General features: G+C 66.9%; 9 protein-coding genes and 2 pseudogenes. 4 read left to right on the forward strand and 7 right to left on the reverse strand.

Annotated elements, in window-relative coordinates; all coding sequences use genetic code 11:
• On the reverse strand, nt 1-342 hold a 342-nt coding region (locus tag ACWCWD_RS36395; RefSeq protein WP_450779859.1), incomplete at its 3' end, for a transposase.
• Between the two features lie 157 nt (nt 343-499).
• Between ACWCWD_RS36395 and ACWCWD_RS36400 the strand changes: the two are divergent.
• Nucleotides 500-1328 (forward strand): annotated as a pseudogene (locus tag ACWCWD_RS36400) (IS5 family transposase).
• A gap of 884 nt (nt 1329-2212) precedes the next feature.
• Here ACWCWD_RS36400 and ACWCWD_RS36405 read toward each other — a convergent pair.
• From ACWCWD_RS36405 to ACWCWD_RS36415, 3 genes are all read right to left on the reverse strand, one after another.
• The gene (locus ACWCWD_RS36405) at nt 2213-8626 is read right to left on the reverse strand and encodes an RHS repeat-associated core domain-containing protein (RefSeq protein WP_450779837.1); all 6414 of its coding nucleotides are present in this window, start codon (nt 8624-8626) and stop codon (nt 2213-2215) included.
• A 133-nt stretch (nt 8627-8759) separates the two neighbouring features.
• The gene (locus tag ACWCWD_RS36410) at nt 8760-12803 is read right to left on the reverse strand and encodes a LamG-like jellyroll fold domain-containing protein (protein WP_450779860.1); all 4044 of its coding nucleotides are present in this window, start codon (nt 12801-12803) and stop codon (nt 8760-8762) included.
• Nucleotides 12804-13330: 527 nt separating this feature from the next.
• Entirely contained in the window at nt 13331-14038 is a 708-nt protein-coding gene (locus tag ACWCWD_RS36415; RefSeq protein ID WP_450779839.1) for an RNA-guided endonuclease InsQ/TnpB family protein, read from the reverse strand.
• Between ACWCWD_RS36415 and tnpA the strand changes: the two are divergent.
• A pseudogene (gene tnpA / locus ACWCWD_RS36420) lies at nt 14016-14324 on the forward strand (IS200/IS605 family transposase); the annotation flags it as partial. The gene ACWCWD_RS36415 and the pseudogene tnpA sit on opposite strands and share 23 nt — an antisense overlap.
• Before the next feature lie 274 nt (nt 14325-14598).
• On the opposite strand, the gene ACWCWD_RS36425 reads toward tnpA, so the two are convergent.
• On the reverse strand, nt 14599-15927 hold the full coding sequence (locus ACWCWD_RS36425) for a class I SAM-dependent RNA methyltransferase (protein ID WP_450779841.1): 1329 nt from the start codon (nt 15925-15927) through the stop codon (nt 14599-14601).
• A gap of 225 nt (nt 15928-16152) precedes the next feature.
• The gene (locus ACWCWD_RS36430) at nt 16153-18201 is read right to left on the reverse strand and encodes an APC family permease (RefSeq protein WP_450779843.1); all 2049 of its coding nucleotides are present in this window, start codon (nt 18199-18201) and stop codon (nt 16153-16155) included.
• Nucleotides 18202-18851: 650 nt separating this feature from the next.
• On the opposite strand from ACWCWD_RS36430, the gene ACWCWD_RS36435 reads away from it, so the two are divergent.
• Together ACWCWD_RS36435 and ACWCWD_RS36440 are read left to right on the forward strand one after the other, a co-directional pair.
• Nucleotides 18852-19520, forward strand: a complete 669-nt coding sequence (locus tag ACWCWD_RS36435; protein WP_450779845.1) for a potassium channel family protein — start codon at nt 18852-18854, stop codon at nt 19518-19520.
• Entirely contained in the window at nt 19520-20200 is a 681-nt protein-coding gene (locus tag ACWCWD_RS36440) for a potassium channel family protein (RefSeq protein WP_450779847.1), read from the forward strand. The genes ACWCWD_RS36435 and ACWCWD_RS36440 overlap by 1 nt, the downstream gene beginning before the upstream one ends.
• A 155-nt stretch (nt 20201-20355) precedes the next feature.
• Here the strand turns inward: ACWCWD_RS36440 and ACWCWD_RS36445 are convergent, their stop codons facing one another.
• Nucleotides 20356-21402 (reverse strand): LacI family DNA-binding transcriptional regulator, encoded by a 1047-nt coding sequence (locus ACWCWD_RS36445; RefSeq protein ID WP_450779849.1) that lies wholly within the window; start codon nt 21400-21402, stop codon nt 20356-20358.

A 21402-nucleotide genomic window follows, 5' to 3' on the forward strand; every position in this document is an offset into this window, starting at 1 on the left:
GCACGGCGCGTCCGAGCGGAGCCACGGCGACACATCGACCGCCAGGACCAGGCGCCCGCCCTCAAAACGCGGCAGCGCCAGCCCGGCCAGCGCCGTCCATAGCCGGTCGGCGTTGATCCGGCCGTGGTTCAGGCCGCCGTACATCGCTCCGTGCCCACGGCGATGCTCGGACAGCAGTGTCAGGTCCACCGGCGACGTCACCGCACCCTTGGCACACAGCACCGCGTCCGCCAGCTCGAACAACTCGTCACGCCGAGCGGTCAGACACGCGTAGAACTCTCCCCGGAAGCGTGATCCTTCCGCGAACGCTTCCCGCCGGAGATCATCAGGCAGCAGACTCACCCTCACGGCCTTCGTCGTGGTCACGTGCACCTTGGTCGGAGCACAGGATCAGACGAAGGCCGCCTCCATGTCCGGCGAACCCTCAGGTGAGCGACCCTGCAACAACGGCTAACACAATGAGGTGGATGGGCCTTGGTGGCCGTGTCCGCGTCAGGAGTTGGGCGTTGGCGGCACATGGGGACTTTGCCGTGGATCGTGTCGGATGACGTGCGGGAGCGGATCGAGCCGCTCCTGCCGCGCAAGGAGCGTCGGTTCCGGCACCCGGGCCGGAAGCCGCTGCCTGACCGGAAGGTGCTGTGCGGCATCCTCTTCGTGCTCCGTACGGGCATTCAATGGGAGTTCCTGCCGCAGGAGTTGGGCTTCGGTTCGGGCATGACGTGTTGGCGGCGGCTACGGGACTGGAACGAGGCCGGTGTCTGGCAGCGCCTGCACGAAGTGCTGCTGGCCGAGCTGAACGCGGCCGCCCGTCTCGACTGGTCGCGGGCCGTTGTCGACTCCAGTCACGTGCGGGCCGTAAAAGGGGGGACCACACGGGACCGAGTCCGGTCGACCGTGCCCGATCCGGATCGAAACACCACCTGATCACGGACGGCCGCGGCACTCCGCTCGCCGTGATCCTCACGGGCGGCAACCGCAATGACGTCACTCAGTTGCTGCCTCTGATCGACGCCATCCCGCCGGTCAGAGGCAGGGTCGGTCACCCACGGCGAAAGCCCGACTCCCTCTTCGCCGACCGGGGATACGACCACGACATCTACCGCGACCAGGTCCGCCAGCGCCGGATCGTGCCTGCCATCGCCCGCCGCGGCACCCTCCACGGCACCGGACTGGGCACCTACCGCTGGGTCGTGGAACGCACCTTCGCCTGGCTCCACGGCTTCAAACGCCTCCGCATCCGCTGGGAACGCCGAGCCGACATCCACGAAGCCTTCCTCAAGCTCGCCTGCTGCCTGATCACCCGCCGACAGATCAACTCATTGTGTTAGCCGTTGTAAGAGACCTCGTTCGAGCCCGAAAGAAAAAGACCAAGAAGCCGGGTCCCAAGATGCACGTCCTGTCGGACGCGAACGGACCGCCCTCCTCGTCGGCGTCTCCGCGTTGGAACTCGTCGTAATCAAGGAACCGTTGTGTCACGCCCACATCGGCGTCACCGCCACCGCCTACGTTCCCCCTCCAACGCGACGTCATCGACCTCCTCGGCCACGCCCCTCGCAACCCCACCGAGATCCCTGGCAGAGCCGACGGCAGCGACGAACTCATTGTGGGAGCCGCCGTCCGCTGACATTGCCGTCGACTACTGCCGTCAACCATCCAAGAAGCCCCGCCAGGACCTACCTGACGGGGCTTCAATTTTGCACTCGCAACCACCCTGGAAGCTACTCGACGAACTCCGGGGAGAGCCACAACGAGATCAATTCCGCACCGTTCAGGCCAAGATGAACGCCATCGGCGATCTGTACCAGCTTCTCAGGAATCGACTGATCCCGTACGACTCGAACCAATCCCGAACTCCCATCAAACAGAACATGCCAGTTTGATCGAGCGATCGCTACGGAGATACCCGCCTCAAACGGAGGGTCGTCCGTTTCCACTGTCACGCTGCCACTCACAGAGATTGGCAGTTTCAATTTTGCCCGCTGCCACGATTCCATCGGAAAGTAACCCCACACATAGAGGGCACGACCACTATCCACCGCGACCTCCAACTGGAGGGTATCAGCGACGAGGCTCGTTCGACCCCCGCTACCTTCTAGCCGAGCCAGGTCATCAAGGCTCCGCACCTGGAAGGAGAACCCTCGATCCGACTCAGAGTAGCGAAGCGTGCCCGCAAGAGGGTTCCCTGCTTCAGTGCTAAATTTGTGCGCCATCTCTACCTGACGAAGTTGAAGTGAAGGATTGTATTTGTTTCGGTGTCGACAACCAATTCCCAGGTGCCGGATCTTCCATTCATGTCACCCGGAGTGTCCCACCTCACCGCCCCGGCAGCCCCTCGCGGGTCCATCTTCGGCGCGCTTCCTTCCATGATTTCGCGGACGACCTGCGTGGAACGCATGTACGGCCGCACCACTCTACTGTCCTTGGTAACGTCATCGAAGTGATTCGCCACCGTCCGGGTCATCTTCAGATCATCTGCATCGATCTTAGACGCCAACACGGCCGGGTCACACGTTCGCTCACATGCGCGGACGACATCTTCGACATCTTCAACCGCGTCGACCGCTTCTTCGGTGCGTTTCGCTGCCTTGAAGAGTTTGGCTGCCTTCAGCCACTTGAGGAAGGGGATGTCGGTGGCGCTCCATGCGCATGACACCATGTCTCCACCGATGCAGGCTGCCCAGGAATCGACATCCGGCAGAACGACGGCACCGACAACGGGTCCGATGTACCTGGTATAGAAGTTGTCCGGGACCTCGGCATCCTCCACATGGAAGGTGACGTTTTCCTTGGGCTCGGATTTCTTCGCTTTAGCTCTTGCCGACAAAGAGATGGTCGTCACGACACCGATCTTCGACCGCACGGCAAAATGGGTGACGTGTCGATAACTCCAGCCGCCGTAATAGTCCAGGAAGTATCCGCTGCCGGCGGTTCTGTTGTTATAGGCCCCCTCTCCTGAATAAGTCTCCCGTTCGTCGTTGTAGGAGGCGCCGCCTACTGGTCCGTCCGGTCGGAGGCCGCTGGGGTCGGAGAGTGTTGCAGGGTCGTTGTTGGCGTAGGTGTATCCGTTCATCTGTTGGGGGTCGGTGAGGTCGAGGACGGGGTCGACCGAGATGAAGCGTCCGAGTTCGGGGTCGTATTCACGGGCGCCGAGGTGGGTGAGGCCGGTTGTCTTGGTGTCGTCGGTGCCGCCGACGAAGCCCTTGGTGCTGGGCCAGGCGGCGGGTGTCTGTCCTCGGGTTCCACCGAAGGGCAGGGTGCGGCGCTGGGTCAGGGCCAGGTCCGATGCCCGTACCGCGAGTTCGCCGGTGCCGTGCTGGTCGGCGATCGTGAAGGAGAAGGTGCCGTCGTCGGCCCGGATGGCTGTGTTGCCTCCACCGAGGTCGAAGTACCGGGTGGCCTTCGCTTTGGTGGCCCCGGGGGAGAGGGTGAGTTCCTGGTTACCCAGGTAGAGGGTGGTCTCGGTGGGGGTTCGGCTGATGAGCCGGTTGCCCGAGGCGTCGTAGAGGTAGCTGGTGGTCTTGGCGCCTTCGGTGACGCTGGCCAAATGTCCTTCGGCGTCCCAGTTCAGGTCCTGGCCGGGTCGGGAGGTGGTGTTGCCATTGACGTCGTAGTCGTAGGTGTCGGTGGCGGTGCCTGCTGAGTTCGTCGTGGTGACGGAGCTGAGGGAGTGGGCTTGAGGCGTGCCGGGGTCCGGGTAGTCGAAGGTCCGTCGGACGTCCTTCGTGGCGTCGCCGGCCGTATCGTGTTTGACCTCGGTGGCGCGGTTGCCGGACTCGTCGTAGGTGAAGGTCTGCCAGTAAGGCGCGACACCGCCGACCTTGCTTGCCGTCGGGGCGGTTTCACACGTGGTGGTGGGCTGCGTCCAGGCTTCGGTCACGCGGCCGAGGTAGTCGTTGGTGAAGCACTGGTTGTCGGTTCCGGACCGGGACACGTCCGCAATCGAGAGCACGTTGCCGGATTCGTCGTAGCCGTAGGTCGCGTACCGGTCGACGCCAGGCTGGTCCTGGCGGTCGACGCGCGAGGTGGCCAGTCTCTGGGTGCCCCACTCGTACGTGTTGATTACCTGAGTCCTCAGGGTGCTTGCGGTGAGGCCCATCTGGTATTGCATGGGCTTGCCGGTGAGGCTGTAGGCGGCGCTGGACGTCATGCCCTCGCCGGAGACCGTGAGAGGACGGAGCGTGCCGTCTTCGTACGTGTAGCTGAAGGAGCCGCCCGCGAGTGAGCCGGCTGCGGAATAGCTGACGGTCTGGGGAAGCCCTGAGGGGAAGTAGGCGGTGCCGGTTCTATACGTCCCCTGCAGTGCGCCTTCTGAAGACGGGATGGTAATGGAAGTCTGAACCGGGCGGTAGAGCCGGTCATAGGACGTCACTGCGGAGGTGTAGGCGATGCCGCCGACGTAGCGGATGGACTGAGCAAGCTGTCCCTTGGCGGACGCGACCGTGTCGTAGACCTGCTTGGTGCGCAGTGGTCCAGTTGCGGAACCTTCTCGCACTTCGGTTTGCCGGCCGAGGTTGTCGTAGAGGTAGGCGAGGCCTGGGACGTCGGTGCGATCTCCCTTGACGAAGGTCACCTGCCCGCGGTCGTCATAGGTGGTGTGGGTAGTTCCCTTGTCGGGGTCGGTGGCGACTGTTTGGTGCCCGACCTGGTCGTACTGGTAGCTCCAGCTGTTTCCGCCCGGCTCTGTGGCTGATTTGAGCTCACCGCGGGGGGTGTACGTGTAGAGGGTGGAGTCGAAGGGCGTGTCAGCCGTGCGGCCGTGGTGCTGCCGCAGCTCGACGGTGTTGCCTCGCGCGTCGGTGAGAGTGGTCGTCGTGGTCCCGCCCGCGGGCGGGATGACGGTGGTGCGGTCTCCTCCGAAGATGGTCTTCGTGGTGTTGAGGACTGCTCCGCCGTCTCCGTTTCCGGCCATCTGTCGTGTCTCGACCGCGCGGTTGAGGCCGTCGAACGTGGTTCGTGTCTGTGTTTCGACGCGCTCGGCGTCTTCGGGTTGGAGTATCTGGGTGCCCGGCTTGCTGGTGGCGTAGTAGGGGGCGAAGGACTTGGTGGCGAGGCCGCGCTCGTCGTAGAAGACGTCCGTGACGATGCTGCCCCCGTTCGGGCCGGGAGTCTGTGTCTGGCGGTCTCGGAGGAAGCCGTCGTAGAGGGCGTAGGAGGCGATCTGTCCGCCGCTGTTGTTCAGTGTCTTCGTCGCGACGGCAACCGTGCCTTCGTCAACGGTGTATACGAATTCCTGGGAAGGGACCTGTGAGGTGCGTCGGTCGGCGAGCCATACCTTGATGCTGCGGCCCAGTGCGTCGTAGGTCAGCTCGGTGACGTTGTTGTTCAGGTCCGTCTGCTTCACCGGCACGCCCCGTACCGGGTCGAAAGCGGTGACGGAGTTGTGCGCGGACGACGCATCCGCGGTGTTCGCGGGCGGCGACGTCACCGTGACCTCGGTGGTGTTGCCGGTCGCGGGTGTGTACGTCGTGGTCGTGGTGCGCCCGTCGGTACGGGCTGTGCGTACGGGTGCCCCTGCGCCTGTGACGGTGACCTCGGCAACGAGGTCGGTCGAGGTGAGGGGGCGGCCGTAGCTGTCGTAGGTACCGCCGGATTCCAGGTAAACAGCCTTGGTGCCGTCGTGGCTCTTCAGGGTTGCGACCGCGGAGGAGTCACCCTTCGTCGGTGCTGCACCGTATGCGCCGCCGTCGTAGGCGGTGCGTACGTCGGAGAGGACATCCTTCGATCTGTCGGTCGTGGCGTCGCACGCCTTCGTGACGGTCTCGGTCCGGCTGGGCAGGTCGAGGATGTTGGCGGAGGTAGCCGGAGGGTAGGTAGTGCGGGTGCAGCGGTCGTCGGCCGCGGTGGAGTCGTCGCCGAAGTCGTCGACCTGGATGACCCGTCCGGCGATGGTGTCCTGCTGAGAGGCCGTCGAGGTGGTGCGCCACTTGGTCCCCGCGCCGTCGTCGAGGGAGACCCAGTTCTTCGTGCCGGCTGTCCCGATGAGGTTGGATGTGACGGTGCCCCAGGTGCGCACCTTCTTCGCGGTCTCGTAGTGCCAGGGCCTGCTGACGGACTTCGTCAAGATCTTGCCGCCAGGCTTGTCGAACATGACGGACTTGTAGCCGAACCCGGCATTGGCTTCGAGGTCCGTGATCGGGTCGCCTTCGCCGGCTCCGAGCGTGACGGACACGCTCTTGGTGCCGCCGGTCGCGTCCTTGCGGTCCCCGTCCATGCCCCGCAGGAAGTAGGAATCCTGCTGGGTTCGCATGGCGGCGTCGCCGCCCTGACCGCCGGTGCGGACCCGGACCTGGCCGTACCCGCGCCACTGGGACCAGGTTTTCTCCTTCTCCTTGGTGATCCCGTCGTCGTCGTCGTAGTGCCAGGCGGCATCGCCCAGGTACTCGTACGTCGTCACCTGGTCCGGGGCGCCGCCGATGCGGTCCGTCGCCGTGACGGACGTGGTGACGTACTTGTTGAACCAGTGCTGCTGGGCAGGGTCGGAGTCGCTGCCGCCGATGTACTGGGGGAAGCAGCGTGTGGTGTTGGTTTCCGGGGTCGGCAGTGAGGTCCAGGTGCAGGCCGGGTCGGAGTAGTTGGCGGTGATCTGGCCGCCGTACTCGTCGGAGACTGACATCAGCCGTTCTTTGATGAACGGGGCGAAGCCGTCACCTGTCTTGTCCAGGCGGTTTTCGAGTTGCTGGTAGGCGAACGTCGTCTTGGGCAGGGTGATGGTGGGCGTGGCGGACTCACCGGTGTGCTCGATGCTCGTGAGCAGGAGCTGGTAGTCCGTGTCGGCCATTCCCCAGCGGTGGTCGAACTTCCACGAGTCGGCCTTGGCGTAGGTGCCGTCGGCCTTGAGTACCTGGGTGTAGATGCCGGTGAGGCGCTTGCGGGTCCAGAACGACGGGGAGAGCCGGCCGTTGTCGCAGGTGGTGTCGGCCTTGCAGTTGAGGTCGTAGGGGGTGTCGTACCAGTAGAACGACTTGGTGTCGATGGTGTCTGCCGCGCACGTGACGCCGGACTCGGGCAGGCAGCGCTCGCTGCTGTCGAAGACGACTTGGGCCAGGGGCTTGCTCGCGTACAGGTCTGCGGACTTCTGTCCGTAGTCGATGCGCTGGAGGTAGCCACCGCGGGTGTAGGAAGTGTCGTCGTCGGCCTTGAGGTTACGGCCGTAGGAGTTGGTCTCCTGGGCGTAGTGGTAGCTGATGGTGTTGCCGTGGGTGTCGACGGCGTAGTCGAGGTTCCACCGCCAGGCCTGCTGGCACCACGAGTCGGCGAAGGTGGCCGCGTGGCACTCCTCGCCGGAGTCGTCGCCGAAGACCGGCATGGTCCAGGTGGAGCCAGTGGTGGCCTTGCCCGTGGTCCAGCCGGGCAGGCGGTTGTATCCGAAGAAGTACTGGGTGCCGTCCGGCGAGGTGAGACGCCAGTACTCCCCGTCGTTGTCCCCGTTGCCGCGGTCTGCGGATTCGAGGCGCGTGATCCGGGTGCCGTCGTCCTGCTTCAGCTTGAACTCGTCCGTACCTGCCGGTACGAGTTCTCCTCCGGCACCGTTGAACGAGATGACCGCGTTGTCGTACGCCCAGCACATGTCGCCCGGCTTGCTGCCGTCCGCGTTCTTCACACCGTCGTCGGAACAGGGCTTGTAGCGGCGTTCGATGAAACCGGGCCACATGTCGAAGCCGTCGCCGATCCAGGAGCCCTGGTTGTTGGTTCCACCGGTCCGGCCGTCGATCGCGCCGGAGGAGTAGGAGAGTCCGACGTTCGGCTTCAGCCCACCGGGAACGTCCGGTGTGGTGATGTCGTAGGACCAGGTGAAGTCACCGGTGTTCAGATTCGTCTTCCAGGTGGAGGACGGAGCAAGAGGTGTCGCCTTGTAGTCGCCCTTGTCGCCGCCGGCCGAGGCAGTGACGGCCAGCACCGTTGCCATCCCGGCGCTGAGAGGCACCGCGTCCGCGGTCAGCGTGCGCTCTGCTGTGTTGTTGACCGCCGCGACCGGGTCCGCCGTGCGGCACTGCTCCTCATCCGGAGTGGTCAGCGCACAAGAGGGGAGCTCGACCAGTTGGACACGCGACGCGTAGGAACCGCCGAACGACTCGGCGAAGCTGGTGTAGTCGACCGATACGGAAACGGCGCCCTCCGAGGCCGGTGCGTCGTCCGATGCCTGAACGGGGGCCGGAGGCTGGAGGGTGAACAGCATCCCGTTCACACCCGCCTTCGTCGCGCGACCGTGGTCGAGGATGCGGGACTCGACCTGAGCGGGCGTGTATTCGCGCCGTTTCCCGGTCTTCGTGCCATCTCCGCCTCGCGATCGGCCCACCGCGATCGGCTGGGTCGTCGCCTGGGTCAAATCGGTGACCCCGGACGGGGGAAGAACGACGGTGGCCTGCGACGCGGCGGGGCTCTCGGCACGAGGCGACCGTGCCGGATGCGCGGGCTGCTTGTCCGTGGCCCTCGGTTTGACCTTGACGCCTCTCGTCACAGCAATCGGCTTCTCCGATGCCGGCACCCCAGGCAGGTTGGACGAGGCCGCGGTGGAGGTGGGGACGGCCGCTGCCTGCAGCAACGTAGCGATCATCACCGTGGACAGCGCGAGGGAGGCGCGACGTAGCGTCCTCGCTCCGGGCAAGGATATTCGTCTGCGTTTCATGAGGTTCCGTATCCATCACTGACAGGCGCCGGGCGCTCGCTCGGAGAGGGCCCGGCGCGGTGGGTGGGTGTGTATCAAGCCGTAGCTGGTTGGTGACCGCGCTGTGCCCGGTCACCAACCGCACTCTGTTCGGCTAGTTGCCGCTGGGGACTTCGGTGGGGATGTCGAACCACGAACCAGCCAGTCGGCTGACCTGGATGTCGTTCAGCGCGCCCTGGAAAGCCCACACGTCGTCGATCGCCCCGGCGAAGTACTCGCCCGTCGAGTCCTCTTGTGCTCCGCCCACCCGAAGCGACTTGGTCGCCTTGAAGGTGAGGATGTTATCCGCCCACGCGATGAGGTCCTGGCAGGTTGTGCCATCCGCATCTCCACAGGCGACCTCCTGGAGGACACCGTTGACATAGAGGCGGGCCTCCTTGGCGAAGCCGTCGTAGACAACCGTGAGATGGTTCCAGTCCCGGACGTCGTAGAACTCGGTGTTGCTCACCCGCTTCGCCTCCGCGGCGGCGCTGTCGCTCACGGGGAGGCTCAGTTCGAACCTGCCCATACCGGCTGGATCAACAGGGTCGGGTTCGAAACGCACGTCGAACGCGCTCCGTGAGGCGCCCGGTGCGCTGACCACGGACATGCTGTGATCGGGCACGGCTGCGCCTTGTGCCCAGGCCGTCACGGTGAAGCTGGTACTCGTATCGACAGGGACCGAAGGCGTAGCCGCGTAGGAGTTGATCCCGTCGAGTTGCAGGCCAGAGAAGTCGATGGTGCCCGGACCCAGTTTCGCGGCGCCGTAGAGATTCATGGGCCGCTTCTCGTCGGTGAGGTCGGGGCTGGCAGGAGGAGTGGCTGTACTGGCTTCCTCGAAATTCCACCGGCCCTTGAGTACCGGACTCTGCCGGAACAACTGCTGTACTTCTTCGGCGGAGATCGGCCGGTCGTACATCCGGACGTCGTCGATCTGTCCCGGAAAAAACGACCCCGGCTGGCCGTCGTACGAGCCCGCGCCGATCTGCACCGGACCGCTCGCGTACCAGGTCGCGACGGCGGCGGCGCGGCCGGCTTCGACCCCGTTGACGTACAGGATCAGCTGGTCGGCAACGGTGTCGAGGACGCCCACGAGGTGGACCCAGTCACCGCCGTGCGCGGTTACGCCGTCGGCCTGCATGGCTCGGACTGCGGTGCTGTCGGACGCGTCGGAGACGAACTGGTTGAAGATCCACCGGTCGGATGAGCTTGCGTAGTACAGCTCGAACGCCGGTCTGTGAGCGGCTGTCTGAGTGGCGATGATCCCCGCGTGCGTAGGTTTGGTCTTCGGCAGCTTCGCCCACGCGGAGACCGAGAAGCTCCGCTGGTTGTTGACGTGCGGTGCCCCCGCCACGGCGTAGTCGTCCACACCGTCGAGGGTCAGCGCCTTGCCGTCCACGCCCGCTTGGCCGGTGGCGGCCCCTCCCTTGAGGACAGCGGGAAAGACGTCAGCGTGTCCGATGATCGTGGTGGCTCCGGCCGGCTCGTCCATCGGGAACACCGCGCGCGCCGGGCGTCCGCCGCCGATGGGGGTCTTGTTGTAAAGGCGGGTCACCTCGGTCTCGGAGATCGGCTTGTCGAAGATGCGCACATCATCGATGGTGCCGGGGAAGAACGAGCCCGGCTGGCCACTGTAGGAGCCTGCCCCGATCTGGAGTCCGCGCCGAGCATCCCAAGGAGTGCTGTAGGCAGTAGTGCCGACAAGCACTCCCTGCACGTAGAGCTTCAGCTCTTTCGCGGACGAGCTGTACGTGCCGACCAGATGCGTCCATTGCCCCGCGGTGACACCACCGGGCGTGCTGGCCATCGCACGTACGGCACCGGCCGTCGCCGTGTCGGCGGTGTACTGATTGAAGACCCAGCGGTCGTAGGCCTTGGAGTAGTACAGCTCGAAGCTCGGGCTGTAGTTGCCGGGCTGTGCGGCGATGATCGCCGCGCCTTCCGGCATCTTCGACAGGCGCGCCCAGGCCGACACGGAGAACCCGGTCTCGGTAGCAACCGCGGGGATGTCCGTCGCGGCGTAGTCGTCCACGCCGTCGAAGGAGACCGCTGTTCCTATGACGCCGGGTACACCGGGAGTCGCTCCGCCGCGCAGGGTGGCTACCTGCTCCCCAGAAGTCCCCTGCGCTTCGGCTGAGCCTGCGGGGTCGTCCATACGCCACGCGGCCTTCTCGGGCTGACCTGCCTTCACCCTGTACTGGTACGTACGCACCTCGCTGCCGTTACCGGCCGCATCGAATGCCTGGACACTGAATGAGTTCAGCCCCGGCGTCGAGGGAAGGACATTCACCGTCTTGGCCGCACCCGCCGTCGTGGTGACCGTGTTCCGTGAAGTGGGGTCACTGTTGATGCCGTACCAGTACTTCACCACATCCCCGTCGGCGGCCTTGACATCGAAAGCGCCGTACTTCCCCACCCCGTCAAACCAGGGGTCTTCCGGATCGGCCGGGTCGGAAGCCGGATAGTCGATGGAAGTGATGGATGGAGCCTTGGGTACTGAGGTGTCGTAGGTGAAGTAGCACGCCGTGGGATCGCCCGCCAGGGACCAGGGCGAGTACTGGGCACCGTCATAGGAGCGCACGAACCAGGAGATCGTCTTGTTCGCGGGCACAGAGCTCGGCAGAGTGATGACGAAACTGGACCCGGATGGCTTGGCAGCTGTCCTCGCGGGGATCCACCGGGCAACCGCCCCCTTGCCGTCACCCGTGTCCCACGCCACCTGGAACTCCACCGACACGTTGTCACCGTCGGGGTCGGTCACATTGTTCGCGTAGATCTTGCCCAGAGTCCGGACCTTCCCGGCGTTCTCCGGCCGTTTGCACGTGCCTCCGTACTCCATCGTCAGCTGGGACATCTTGATCTGCACCGGCGGCCGGTTGTACTTCACACGGAGGTACGCCTTGTCCGAGAACCGCTTCCAGCCGTAAGCATCTTCTTCACTGGCAGCCTTCATCCCGAACGTCATCGAGGACGACTTACTGTTGGCTGCCTCCTGCACTGCGGACTTGACATCGAACTCGGCATCCTTTGCCGCACAACCGTCGTACCCGTAAGCGAAGGAAGACGACTTCAGCTGCTCGATCCAAAAGCCCGCAGCATTCTGCGAATTCCAAGTCGTCGACGACGAGATGCCCTTCGTCCTCCACAACTCGACACTGCGGGCGGAGCACGATGCCGACCAGGTGTTCCGGACGACGAACTCAGCCGAGAGGATCGACTTTCCGGCGAACTTCGACGTCGGGATCTGATAGAAAATCCGCTTCGTATCGTTCGGCGAGCAGTACGACCAGTTGCAGAAACCCAAGCCGGACGTCGACTCCCCGTTGAACTTCCACTGCGGAGACGACGCCCAGTACTTCGATGCCATCGTCCACGACGAAGCCCTCGGCGAGTACCACTGCGGATCGATGAAAACCGGGTACGCCGTGTCAGCGCCTCGCAGAAGATCAGCGTCCGGCGTCAGCACCAGTTCGGCACCCCCGGCGGCCAGATCCACCCCCACCGGAGCGAGAGTGCCCGATTCGCCCGCAGCGGGTTCGTCACCACCCGGAGCGTCGGCGTCCGCGACGCGGGCGGCACTCCTGGATGCGATGTCAGATCCTGCGGGCTCCTCCGTCGTCGCACCCGTGCTCGAGTCCCACATCATGGGTTTCGGTGCTTCGAAGACCGTTCCCCGCGCACCTTCGTCCACAGCCTCAAGGCCACCACTGCTGGTCTCGTTGACGTTCATGCCGTCAGCGGCGAGCTTCATGCGCAGCTGAGACAGCGCATCGTTCTCGGCAGCAGCCTGGGACTTGACCACCAAGAGCTGCGTGAACCCGTCTTCCTGTGCCTGCATCCGCAGATCTACCCCAGGAAGAACCTCACGATAGGTCGCCGTCGCCCCCTCAAGGTCCGGAGCAGGCAGAGCACCCGGCCACGACAAGGCGAGCTCACGACCGGACTTCTCCATCCGGACCAGGGGCGCGTCACCGCCGCCCGAAAACTCAAGGCCGACCGTGGACGCCTTTGGGGCGACAGTCCCATCAGCGCCCTGCGCCAAGTCGGTGTCCACCGGAACCCAGGAACCGTCGACGCGAGCACGGACCGGACGCAAATACTCCCGCGCCTCCAAGCTGCCGTCGCTCGTGGCGAAGACGTCGCTGCTTTCGCCTCGCATCGACAGAACCTCTACCGACTTGCCGGTTTGTTTCGCCACTGTCAGCGCGGCCTCCACGCCGGTCTCACCGGCTGTGGCATCCACAGGTTCCTCTGCAGCGGCCGGGGCCGAACCAGACGACGCAACCGCAGACGTCGGCAAGGCCGCCGCGATCAAGCCCACCAGCAACACGGCCGCTGACACACGCAGACGCGTATGAGCACGTCTCAACACAAATCCCACCCCGCCCCGTGAACATGAAGATCCTCTAAGAAAAGAGAACCCGCAGCGGACTGTATGTAGAGGCCGGGTGAATATCTAGATGGATCATGCTGGCGGGTCATGCCAAACCGGGCGCACGGTCTGTGAATTGGGTCACGACCAACGGGCTGGCAGGCCGGGTTTCGGAGGGAAGCCGACGAGATCCGCCGACACACTGGGCGTGGAACGCCGTTGCTCAACCGTCAACTTGACCTGGCCCACAAGGACCGGGCTTGGTGGTGGGGCCCAGCTGGCTGCTGGGTGGCCTCCTCCGTTCAGACACCCCGTTAGGGGGTGGCAGGGACGCGTGACTCACGCCCCGGAGCCCACACGGTCTCGCCCTTGCGGCCGATGTTGTGGGGCGCGTTGTCGTCCGCGTGCATGAGGGCCCCGCAGGACCGGCACGCGAACGTCGCTTGATCGACGCGGTTCTTCCGGTCGATGTGGCCGCACTCGGAACATTGCCGGCTGGTGTACGCCGGATCGATGTACACCAGCGGCACTCCCGCCCGCTTGGCCTTGTACTCGATGTACTGGCCGAGCTGGTGGAAGCTCCACGAGTGCAGAGAGGTCCGCTGGTCCTTGCGGTGCCGTACCCGGTCGCGGATGCCCGTGAGGTCTTCCAGGGCAATACCCGCGCCGGTGCGTTCAGCGGTGGTCACGATGGTCTTGGAGATGATGTGGTTGACGTTGGCGGTGTGCCGGGCTTCCTTGCGGGAGCGCTTCCTGAGCAGGCGCTTCGCGGACTTGGTGCCCTTGGCCTGCAACTTCTTCCGCAGCTCCACGTGCCGCTTGCGGTGCCTGTTCAGGCCGCGGCCGGCGGCCCGGTAGCCGGTCGAGGTGGTGGCGATGTTGACGATGCCGAGATCCACGCCGACGAACCCGGCGGGCTCGTACACCTGCGGTTCGGGGATGTCGCAGACGGCGGCCAGGTAGAACGCCCCGTCACGCTCGATCAGGTCGCACTCGCCCTTGCGGCGCTGCGAAGAGATCATGCGGGCCGTCTGCGCCGACTTCGAGACCGAGCTGGTCGAGTTCAATGGCGAGGCCGACCACGTTCATCTGCTCGTGCACTACCCGCCGAAGGTCGCCCTGTCACGGCTGGTGGGTAGCCTCAAGGGCGTCTCAGCCCGCAGGCTGCGCCAGGAGTTCCCCGCCCACATCCGCACGTACCTGTGGGGAGAGCACTTCTGGTCGCCGTCCTACTTCGCCGCCTCCGCAGGCGGCGCCCCGCCGGCAGTCATCAAGGAGTACATCGAGAACCAGAAGCGGCCCGACTGACCGTCACCGACAGCCGCGAAGAGAACTCCGGCGCTGCGCGCCTCCAGGCCAAGGACGCGATTCCTCCCGGGCGTAAACACCCGGGGTTACCCGCAAGATCAGGCTGAAGTCTGCTGGCGGCCACCCTGGTGGAGCCCGGGCTGGTGGCGGAAGACAGCGTCGACGTGGCCCGCGAAGCTGCCGACCGGTGGCGGTTCCCGCCCGCCGACACCGCCTTCGCCCCGCCTTGAGCGTGCCGACACTCCCCTGCTGGCCGGCTCCTCTCAAATGCAGGTCAGGCGCCCTTTTCGACAGGCTCAAGGATCGCCACGCACTCGACATGATGCGTCATCGGGAACAGGTCGAACGCCCGCAGCGTGCGCACCTTGTACCCGCCGTCCCGGAAGTACGCGATGTCCCGCGCCAGCGCCGCCGGGTCGCAGGCCACGTACGCGATCTTGCGCGCGCCCAGCCCCGAGAGGTGCTTGACGACCTGCTTGCCGGCGCCGGCGCGGGGCGGGTCGAGGACGATGAGGTCGCACTCGGTGATACCGGTGCGGGGCAGGATCTGGTCGACCTTGCCGTGCTCGATGCGGACCCGGTCGAGGTCCTTCAGGTTGTGGCGGGCGTCCTCGACGGCGCGCTTGCCGGACTCGATGCCGAGGACCGCGCCCTTCTCGCCGATGCGCTGGCCGATGGCGCCGGCGAAGAGGCCGACGCCGCAGTAGAGGTCGAGGGCCGTGTCGTTCTTGCGGGGCAGCAGGCCCTGCATGACGGCGCGGACCAGGGTGTTGGCGGCCTGCGGGTGGACCTGCCAGAAGCCGCCGGAGCCGACGCGGTAGGTGCGGTCGTCGGCGACCTCACGGACGAAGGCGCGGCCGTGGACGCGGTGCACTCCTCCGTCGTGCTCCTCGACGCGCAGGACGGAGACCGGCTTGTCGAGCTCGACCAGGGGGAGCCGGCCGCCGGGCTTCGGGGTGAGGACGACCTGGCGGTCGTGGGAGCCGGTGGCGGAGATCGCCTCGACGCCGGCCAGCGTGGGCCAGGTGCGCTTCTCGATGCCGAGCTCGGTGACGCCGGGGGCGGCGATCATGCAGTGGTCGATCGGCTGGACGTCGTGGGAGCGGTGCTTGCGCAGACCCGCGTTGCCCTCGTCGTCGATGGCGTACTGGACGCGGGTGCGCCAGGCGGGCACTTCGCCGGCGGGGAGCTTGTCGCCCTCGGCGGGCATGACGGTGCCGTCCCAGCCGGCCTCTTCCGGGGTGAGGCCCGCGAGGCGCTGGAGCTGCTCGGCGATGACCTCGCCCTTGAGCCGGCGCTGGGCGCCCGGCTTGGCGTGCTGCCAGTCGCAGCCGCCGCACATGCCGGGACCGGCGTACGGGCACGGCGCCGGCACACGGTCCTTCGACGGCTCGATGACGGTGACGGCGTCGGCGCGCAGGAAGCGGGAGTCGGTGTCGCCGTCGGTGACGCGGGCGATGATCTTCTCGCCGGGGAGCGTGTGGCGTACGAAGAGCACCCGGCCCCCGTCGGTCCGGGCGATGCAGTGGCCTCCGTGCGCGACGGGGCCGACCTCGACCTCGTACTCCTCCCCGACCAGCGACAACGTGGATTCGTTCGGCATGAGGGGGAGCTCCAGAGATCGGGGGGACGAACAGAGGTACGGCGGTCGCGCAGAGGTACGGCAGTCGCGGGCGGTACTCCGCAGCGGAAGCCGGGCGACGGTCCGGCCCCTACGCACGCGGCCGGACAACAGCCCACCAGTCTACGTGGGAGTCGTCCGGCCGTTCACCACGCCACGGAGGGCCCGGCTGAGAGAGGAGCGGTCAGCGGACCGCCCCTCCCCCGCTCAGGGCTTCTTCGCCTGCTCCTTGGGCCGGCGCTCGACCGGTCCGCGCCGGACCGAGCCCGGGGCGGTCCACTCGGCGCGCCTGCGGGCGCGCTTCTTCGCGACCTCGGAGGACTCCAGCTGGTACGGCACCGAGGTGACCATGACGCCGGGGGTGAAGAGCAGGCGCCCCTTGAGCCGGAGCGCGCTCTGGTTGTGCAGCAGGTGCTCGTACCAGTGCCCGACGACGTACTCGGGGATGTAGACGCTCACCACGTCGCGCGGGCTCTCCCGGCGCAGCCCCTTGACGTACTCGATGACCGGGCGGGTCACCTCGCGGTACGGGGAGTCGAGGATCTTGAGCGGGACGTTGATGCCGCGCCGCTCCCAGTCCTCGCGCAGCGCCTTCGTCTCCTGCGGGTCGACGCTGATGGAGAGCGCCTCCAGGTGGTCCGTGCGGATCAGCTTGGCGTAGGCGAGGGCGCGCAGGGTGGGGCGGTGGAGCTTGGAGACCAGGACGATCGCGTGGACGCGGGACGGCCGGACCGTCTCGTCGGACGGGGTCTCGTCGGCGGCGATCTCGCGGGCGACGCGGTCGTAGTGCTTGCGGATCGCGGTCATCGTTCCGTAGAAGATCACCATGCCGAGCAGGGCGACCCAGGCGCCGTGGGTGAACTTGGTGGCGAGGACGACGACCAGCACCAGGCCGGTGAAGAAGGCACCGAAGGTGTTGATGGCCCGCGAGCGGATCATGTGGCGGCGGGTGTTCGGGTCCTTCTCGGTGCGCAGGTGCCGGTTCCAGTGCCGGACCATGCCCGTCTGGCTGAGGGTGAAGGAGACGAAGACGCCGACGATGTAGAGCTGGATCAGGCGGGTGGAGTCCGCACCGTAGATCCAGACCAGCAGGATGGCCGCACCGGCCAGCAGCACGATGCCGTTGGAGAAGGCGAGGCGGTCGCCGCGGGTGTGCAGCTGGCGCGGCAGGTAGCGGTCCTGGGCGAGGATCGAGCCGAGCAGCGGGAAGCCGTTGTAGGCGGTGTTCGCCGCGAGGAAGAGCACCAGGGCGGTGGCCGCGGCGAGGACGACGAAGAGGAAGGAGCCGTCACCGAAGACGGCTGCGGCGACCTGGGAGATCACCGGGTCCTGAGTGAACCCGGAGCCGACCGAGGCGCCGTTGTGGAACAGGTCCTTCGCCGGGTTCTCGGCCATCTTGACGTCGGTGACCATGGCCAGCGCGATGATGCCGCAGAACATGGTGACGGCCAGCAGGCCCATCATCAGCAGGGTGGTCGCGGCGTTCTTGCTCTTCGGCTTGCGGAAGGCGGGTACGCCGTTGCTGATCGCCTCGACACCGGTGAGCGCGGCACATCCGGAGGAGAAGGCGCGCAGCAGCAGGAAGACCAGCGCGAAACCGGCCAGCCCCCCGTGTTCCGGCTTGATCGTGAAGTCGGCGGTCGGCGCGTGCATGGAGTCGCCGAGGATCAGCCCTCGGAAGGCGCCCCAGAAGATCATGATGAAGACGCCGACGACGAAGAGGTAGGTCGGGATGGCGAAGAGCTTCCCCGATTCCTTCACTCCGCGCAGGTTCATCAGCGTCAGCAGCACGATCGCGGCGATCGCGCAGAGCGTCTTGTGCTCGACGACGAAGGGGATCGCGGAGCCGAGGTTCTCGACGCCGGAGGAGATCGACACGGCGACCGTGAGGACGTAGTCGACGAGCAGCGCACTGGCGACGGTGAGTCCGGCCTTGGGGCCGAGGTTGGTGGTGGCGACCTCGTAGTCGCCGCCGCCGCTCGGGTAGGCGTGGACGTTCTGCCGGTACGAGGCGACGACCGTGAACATCAGGACCACGACGGCGACCGCGATCCACGGGCTGAAGTGGTACGCCGACACGCCCGCGATGGAGAGCACCAGGAGAACTTCTCCCGGGGCGTACGCCACCGAAGACAGCGGGTCGGATGCGAAGACGGGGAGGGCGATGCGCTTGGGGAGGAGCGTTTCTCCCAGCTTGTCGCTGCGCAGGGCCCGTCCGATCAAGATCCGCTTGGGCACGTCGGTCAGTTTGGACACGCAGAGGATCGTAAGCGTTGCCCGGAGGCCCGTCGCCCCCCGCTACCGCGTGACACCCCAATCTCCTGCGATCAGCGGAAAAGTTCGCAAAATCCTTAACGAAATCCTTGCGCTTTCTCCAGCCGATGTGACGCAGCGCGTCCACATAACCTCTTTCGGTCACTCATTCGTGACCGTTCCACCCGTCTCCGCCGGGCTTTTTCCCGCACACCGCGCTCCGGACCCCCTCCGCCCACCCGTCCCCCTCTCTCTTTACTCCGTCTTTGCCGCCGCTTTCGCTCGTCTTGCACCGGTGCGCGCTCCGCCTTTGCCCGAGGGCTGTCCCGTGATCCGTGGTGGATCAGTGCGCGGCGGCCGATGCATCGCAAGGCGTCGGAGCGTCCGCATACTGGATGTATCCGGACGCTCCGACAACGCGGCGAGGTGCCGTAGCTGTCGTCGCGCACCCACCAGGGATCGCGGGGCGGCCCTCAGGCGTCCGGCCGAACGCACACTCGGGTGAAGCGGGCACGGGGATGCCGCTTAAGCTCATCTCCGGGCAACGACGGACGTGGTTGCCCCGTTTCTTTGCCCGGTAAGCCGAGAGAGAGTTGTGAGCACAGTGTTTTCGCAGGTCAGCCGGACGACCAGGACTGCGAGGTAGGCACAGGGTGCATATCGTCATCATGGGCTGCGGGCGAGTCGGAGCCGCTCTCGCGCAGACCCTGGAACAGCAGGGGCACACGGTCGCCGTGATCGATCAGGACCCCACGGCGTTCCGACGCCTCGGTTCCGGGTTCGGTGGCCGCCGTGTCACCGGAGTCGGCTTCGACCAGGACACCCTCCGCGAGGCGGGTATCGAGGAAGCCGGCGCCTTCGCCGCCGTCAGCAGCGGCGACAACTCGAACATCATCGCCGCCCGGGTGGCCCGCGAGATGTTCAGCATCGAGAACGTCGCGGCCCGCATCTACGACCCCCGCCGCGCGGAGGTCTACCAGCGTCTCGGCATCCCCACCGTGGCCACGGTCCGCTGGACGGCGGACCAGATGCTGCGGCGGCTGCTGCCGTCCGGCGCCGAGCCGCTGTGGCGCGACCCGAGCGGCGGTGTGCAGCTCGCGGAGGTGCACACCTCGGCGGCGTGGATCGGTCACAAGATCAGCACGCTCCAGGAGGAGACGGGGGTGCGTGTGGCTTTCCTCACCCGACTGGGCGAAGCGGTCCTGCCCACGTCCCAGACGGTGCTGCAGGAGGGTGACCTGGTCCACGTGATGATGCGTACGGACGAGGTCGCGAAGGTCGAGGCGGCCTTCGCCGAGGGCCCCGAGGAAGGCGGTCACTGATGCGCGTGGCGATTGCCGGCGCCGGCGCGGTGGGCCGTTCCATCGCGGCCGAGCTGCTGGAGAACGGGCACGAGGTCCTGCTCGTCGACAAGGCCCCCACCGCCATCTCGGTGGAGCGGGTCCCCATGGCCGAGTGGCTCCTCGCGGACGCCTGCGAGATCACCTCGCTCGACGAGGCCGCGCTCCAGCGCTGCAACGTCGTGATCGCGGCGACCGGTGACGACAAGGTCAACCTGGTCGTCTCGCTGCTCGCGAAGACGGAGTACGGGGTGCCGAGGGTCGTGGCCCGCGTCAACAACCCCAAGAACGAGTGGCTCTTCAACGAGTCCTGGGGCGTCGACGTCGCGGTCTCCACGCCGCGTCTGATGTCGGCGCTGGTGGAAGAGGCGGTGAGCGTCGGCGACCTGGTCCGGCTGCTGCGCTTCAGCCACGGCGACGCCAACCTGGTCGAGCTGACCCTGCCCCCGGAGTCGGCCGTGGCCGGTACGCAGGTGGGCGCGGTGGAGTGGCCCGAGGACACCTCCCTGGTCACCATCATCCGGGGTACGCGGGTGCTGACCCCGAGCCCCGAGGAGACGCTGGAGGCCGGTGACGAGCTGCTGTTCGTGGCCGCGCAGGCCCGCGAGGAGCAGCTCGAAGACCTGCTGTCGGTACGCCGAGGGGTACCGGCCGAGGACTGAGCCGAGGCAGCGGCAGCGGTAGCCGCACCGGCTGAGGGCCGGGACCGAGTGGTACGCACTCGGTCCCGGCCCTTTTCCGTACGGTCCGGGCCCCTTGCGTACCCCGGGCGCGAGGGGGCACGAGGGCGCGAGGCCCCCGCGCGCACCGGCTCCCGTCAGCGTGCGTGCGCCCCGGGGCCGCCGGTGCTGCCGCGGACGACCAGCCGGTGCGGGATCGTCAGGTCGGAGGCGGGCAGCTCGTTGCGGGGGCTGTAGATGCGGTCGGCGAGGCACTGCAGGGCCCGCGCGGCGATCTGGCGCTTGTCCGGCGAGACGGTGGTGAGGCCCGGGTGGCTGAACCGGCCGTCCTCGATGTCGTCGAACCCCACGATCGCCAGGTCCTCCGGTACCCGTACGCCCCGCGCGTGCGCCGTGTGCAGGGCGCCCAGGGCCAGCTCGTCGCTGAACGCGAACACCGCGTCCGGTACGGCGCCCCCCGCGCCCCCATCGCCTCCGTCGAGCAGTTCCGCCATGGCCCGGGCCCCGTCGCTCCGGTGCAGCGCGGTCACCGGGCGCTCCCATGCGGGACGGGGCTCGATCCCGGCCCGCCGCAGCGCCCTGCGGTATCCCGCCGCCCGCTGCTGGGCCGTGCCGTTCTCCAGGTGCGGCTGGAGGCCGATGGCGGCGACGCGGCGACGGCCACGCTCCAGCAGGTGGGTGGTGGCCTCGTCCGCGGCGGCGACGTTGTCGACCGCGACCCGGTCCGCCAGTCCGCCGGGGCTCCGCTCGCCGAGCAGGACGACGGGCAGCGCGCGGGCGGTGGCCGTGAGGTCCCGGGCTTCCAGCGCCCAGGGGCTGATGACGAGTCCGTCCATCACCCGGCCCCCGTCCCCGGTCAGCAGGCGCCGCTCGGCCTCGGCGTCGCCCAGGGTCTGGTCGATGATCACGGTCCACGACCGCCGTTGGGCCTCCTCCACCAGCAGGCCGGCGAGCTCGGCGAAGTAGGGCGAGTGCAGCTCCGGGATGGCGAGGCCGATGATGCCCGTACGGCCGGCCCGCAGGCTGCGCGCCGCGAGGTTGGGCCGGTACCCCAGCTCGTCGATCGCCTGCTGCACCCGCAGGCGGGTCTGCTCCGCGACCGGCGCGGAGCCGTTGACCACGTTCGACACCGTGCGCGGGGAGACGCCGGCGCGGAGGGCCACGTCCTTCAGGCTGCTGCTCAC

The sequence above is a fragment of the Streptomyces sp. NPDC001493 genome (assembly GCF_053597235.1).

Coding starts and splice junctions, on each gene's coding strand:
- ACWCWD_RS36405 (WP_450779837.1), bottom strand. CDS start 8,626: ATGAAACGCAGACGAATATCCTTGCCCGGAGCGAGGACGCTACGTCGC.
- ACWCWD_RS36410 (WP_450779860.1), bottom strand. CDS start 12,803: ATGCGAGGCGAAAGCAGCGACGTCTTCGCCACGAGCGACGGCAGCTTG.
- ACWCWD_RS36415 (WP_450779839.1), bottom strand. CDS start 14,038: ATGATCTCTTCGCAGCGCCGCAAGGGCGAGTGCGACCTGATCGAGCGT.
- ACWCWD_RS36425 (WP_450779841.1), bottom strand. CDS start 15,927: ATGCCGAACGAATCCACGTTGTCGCTGGTCGGGGAGGAGTACGAGGTC.
- ACWCWD_RS36440 (WP_450779847.1), top strand. CDS start 19,520: ATGCGCGTGGCGATTGCCGGCGCCGGCGCGGTGGGCCGTTCCATCGCG.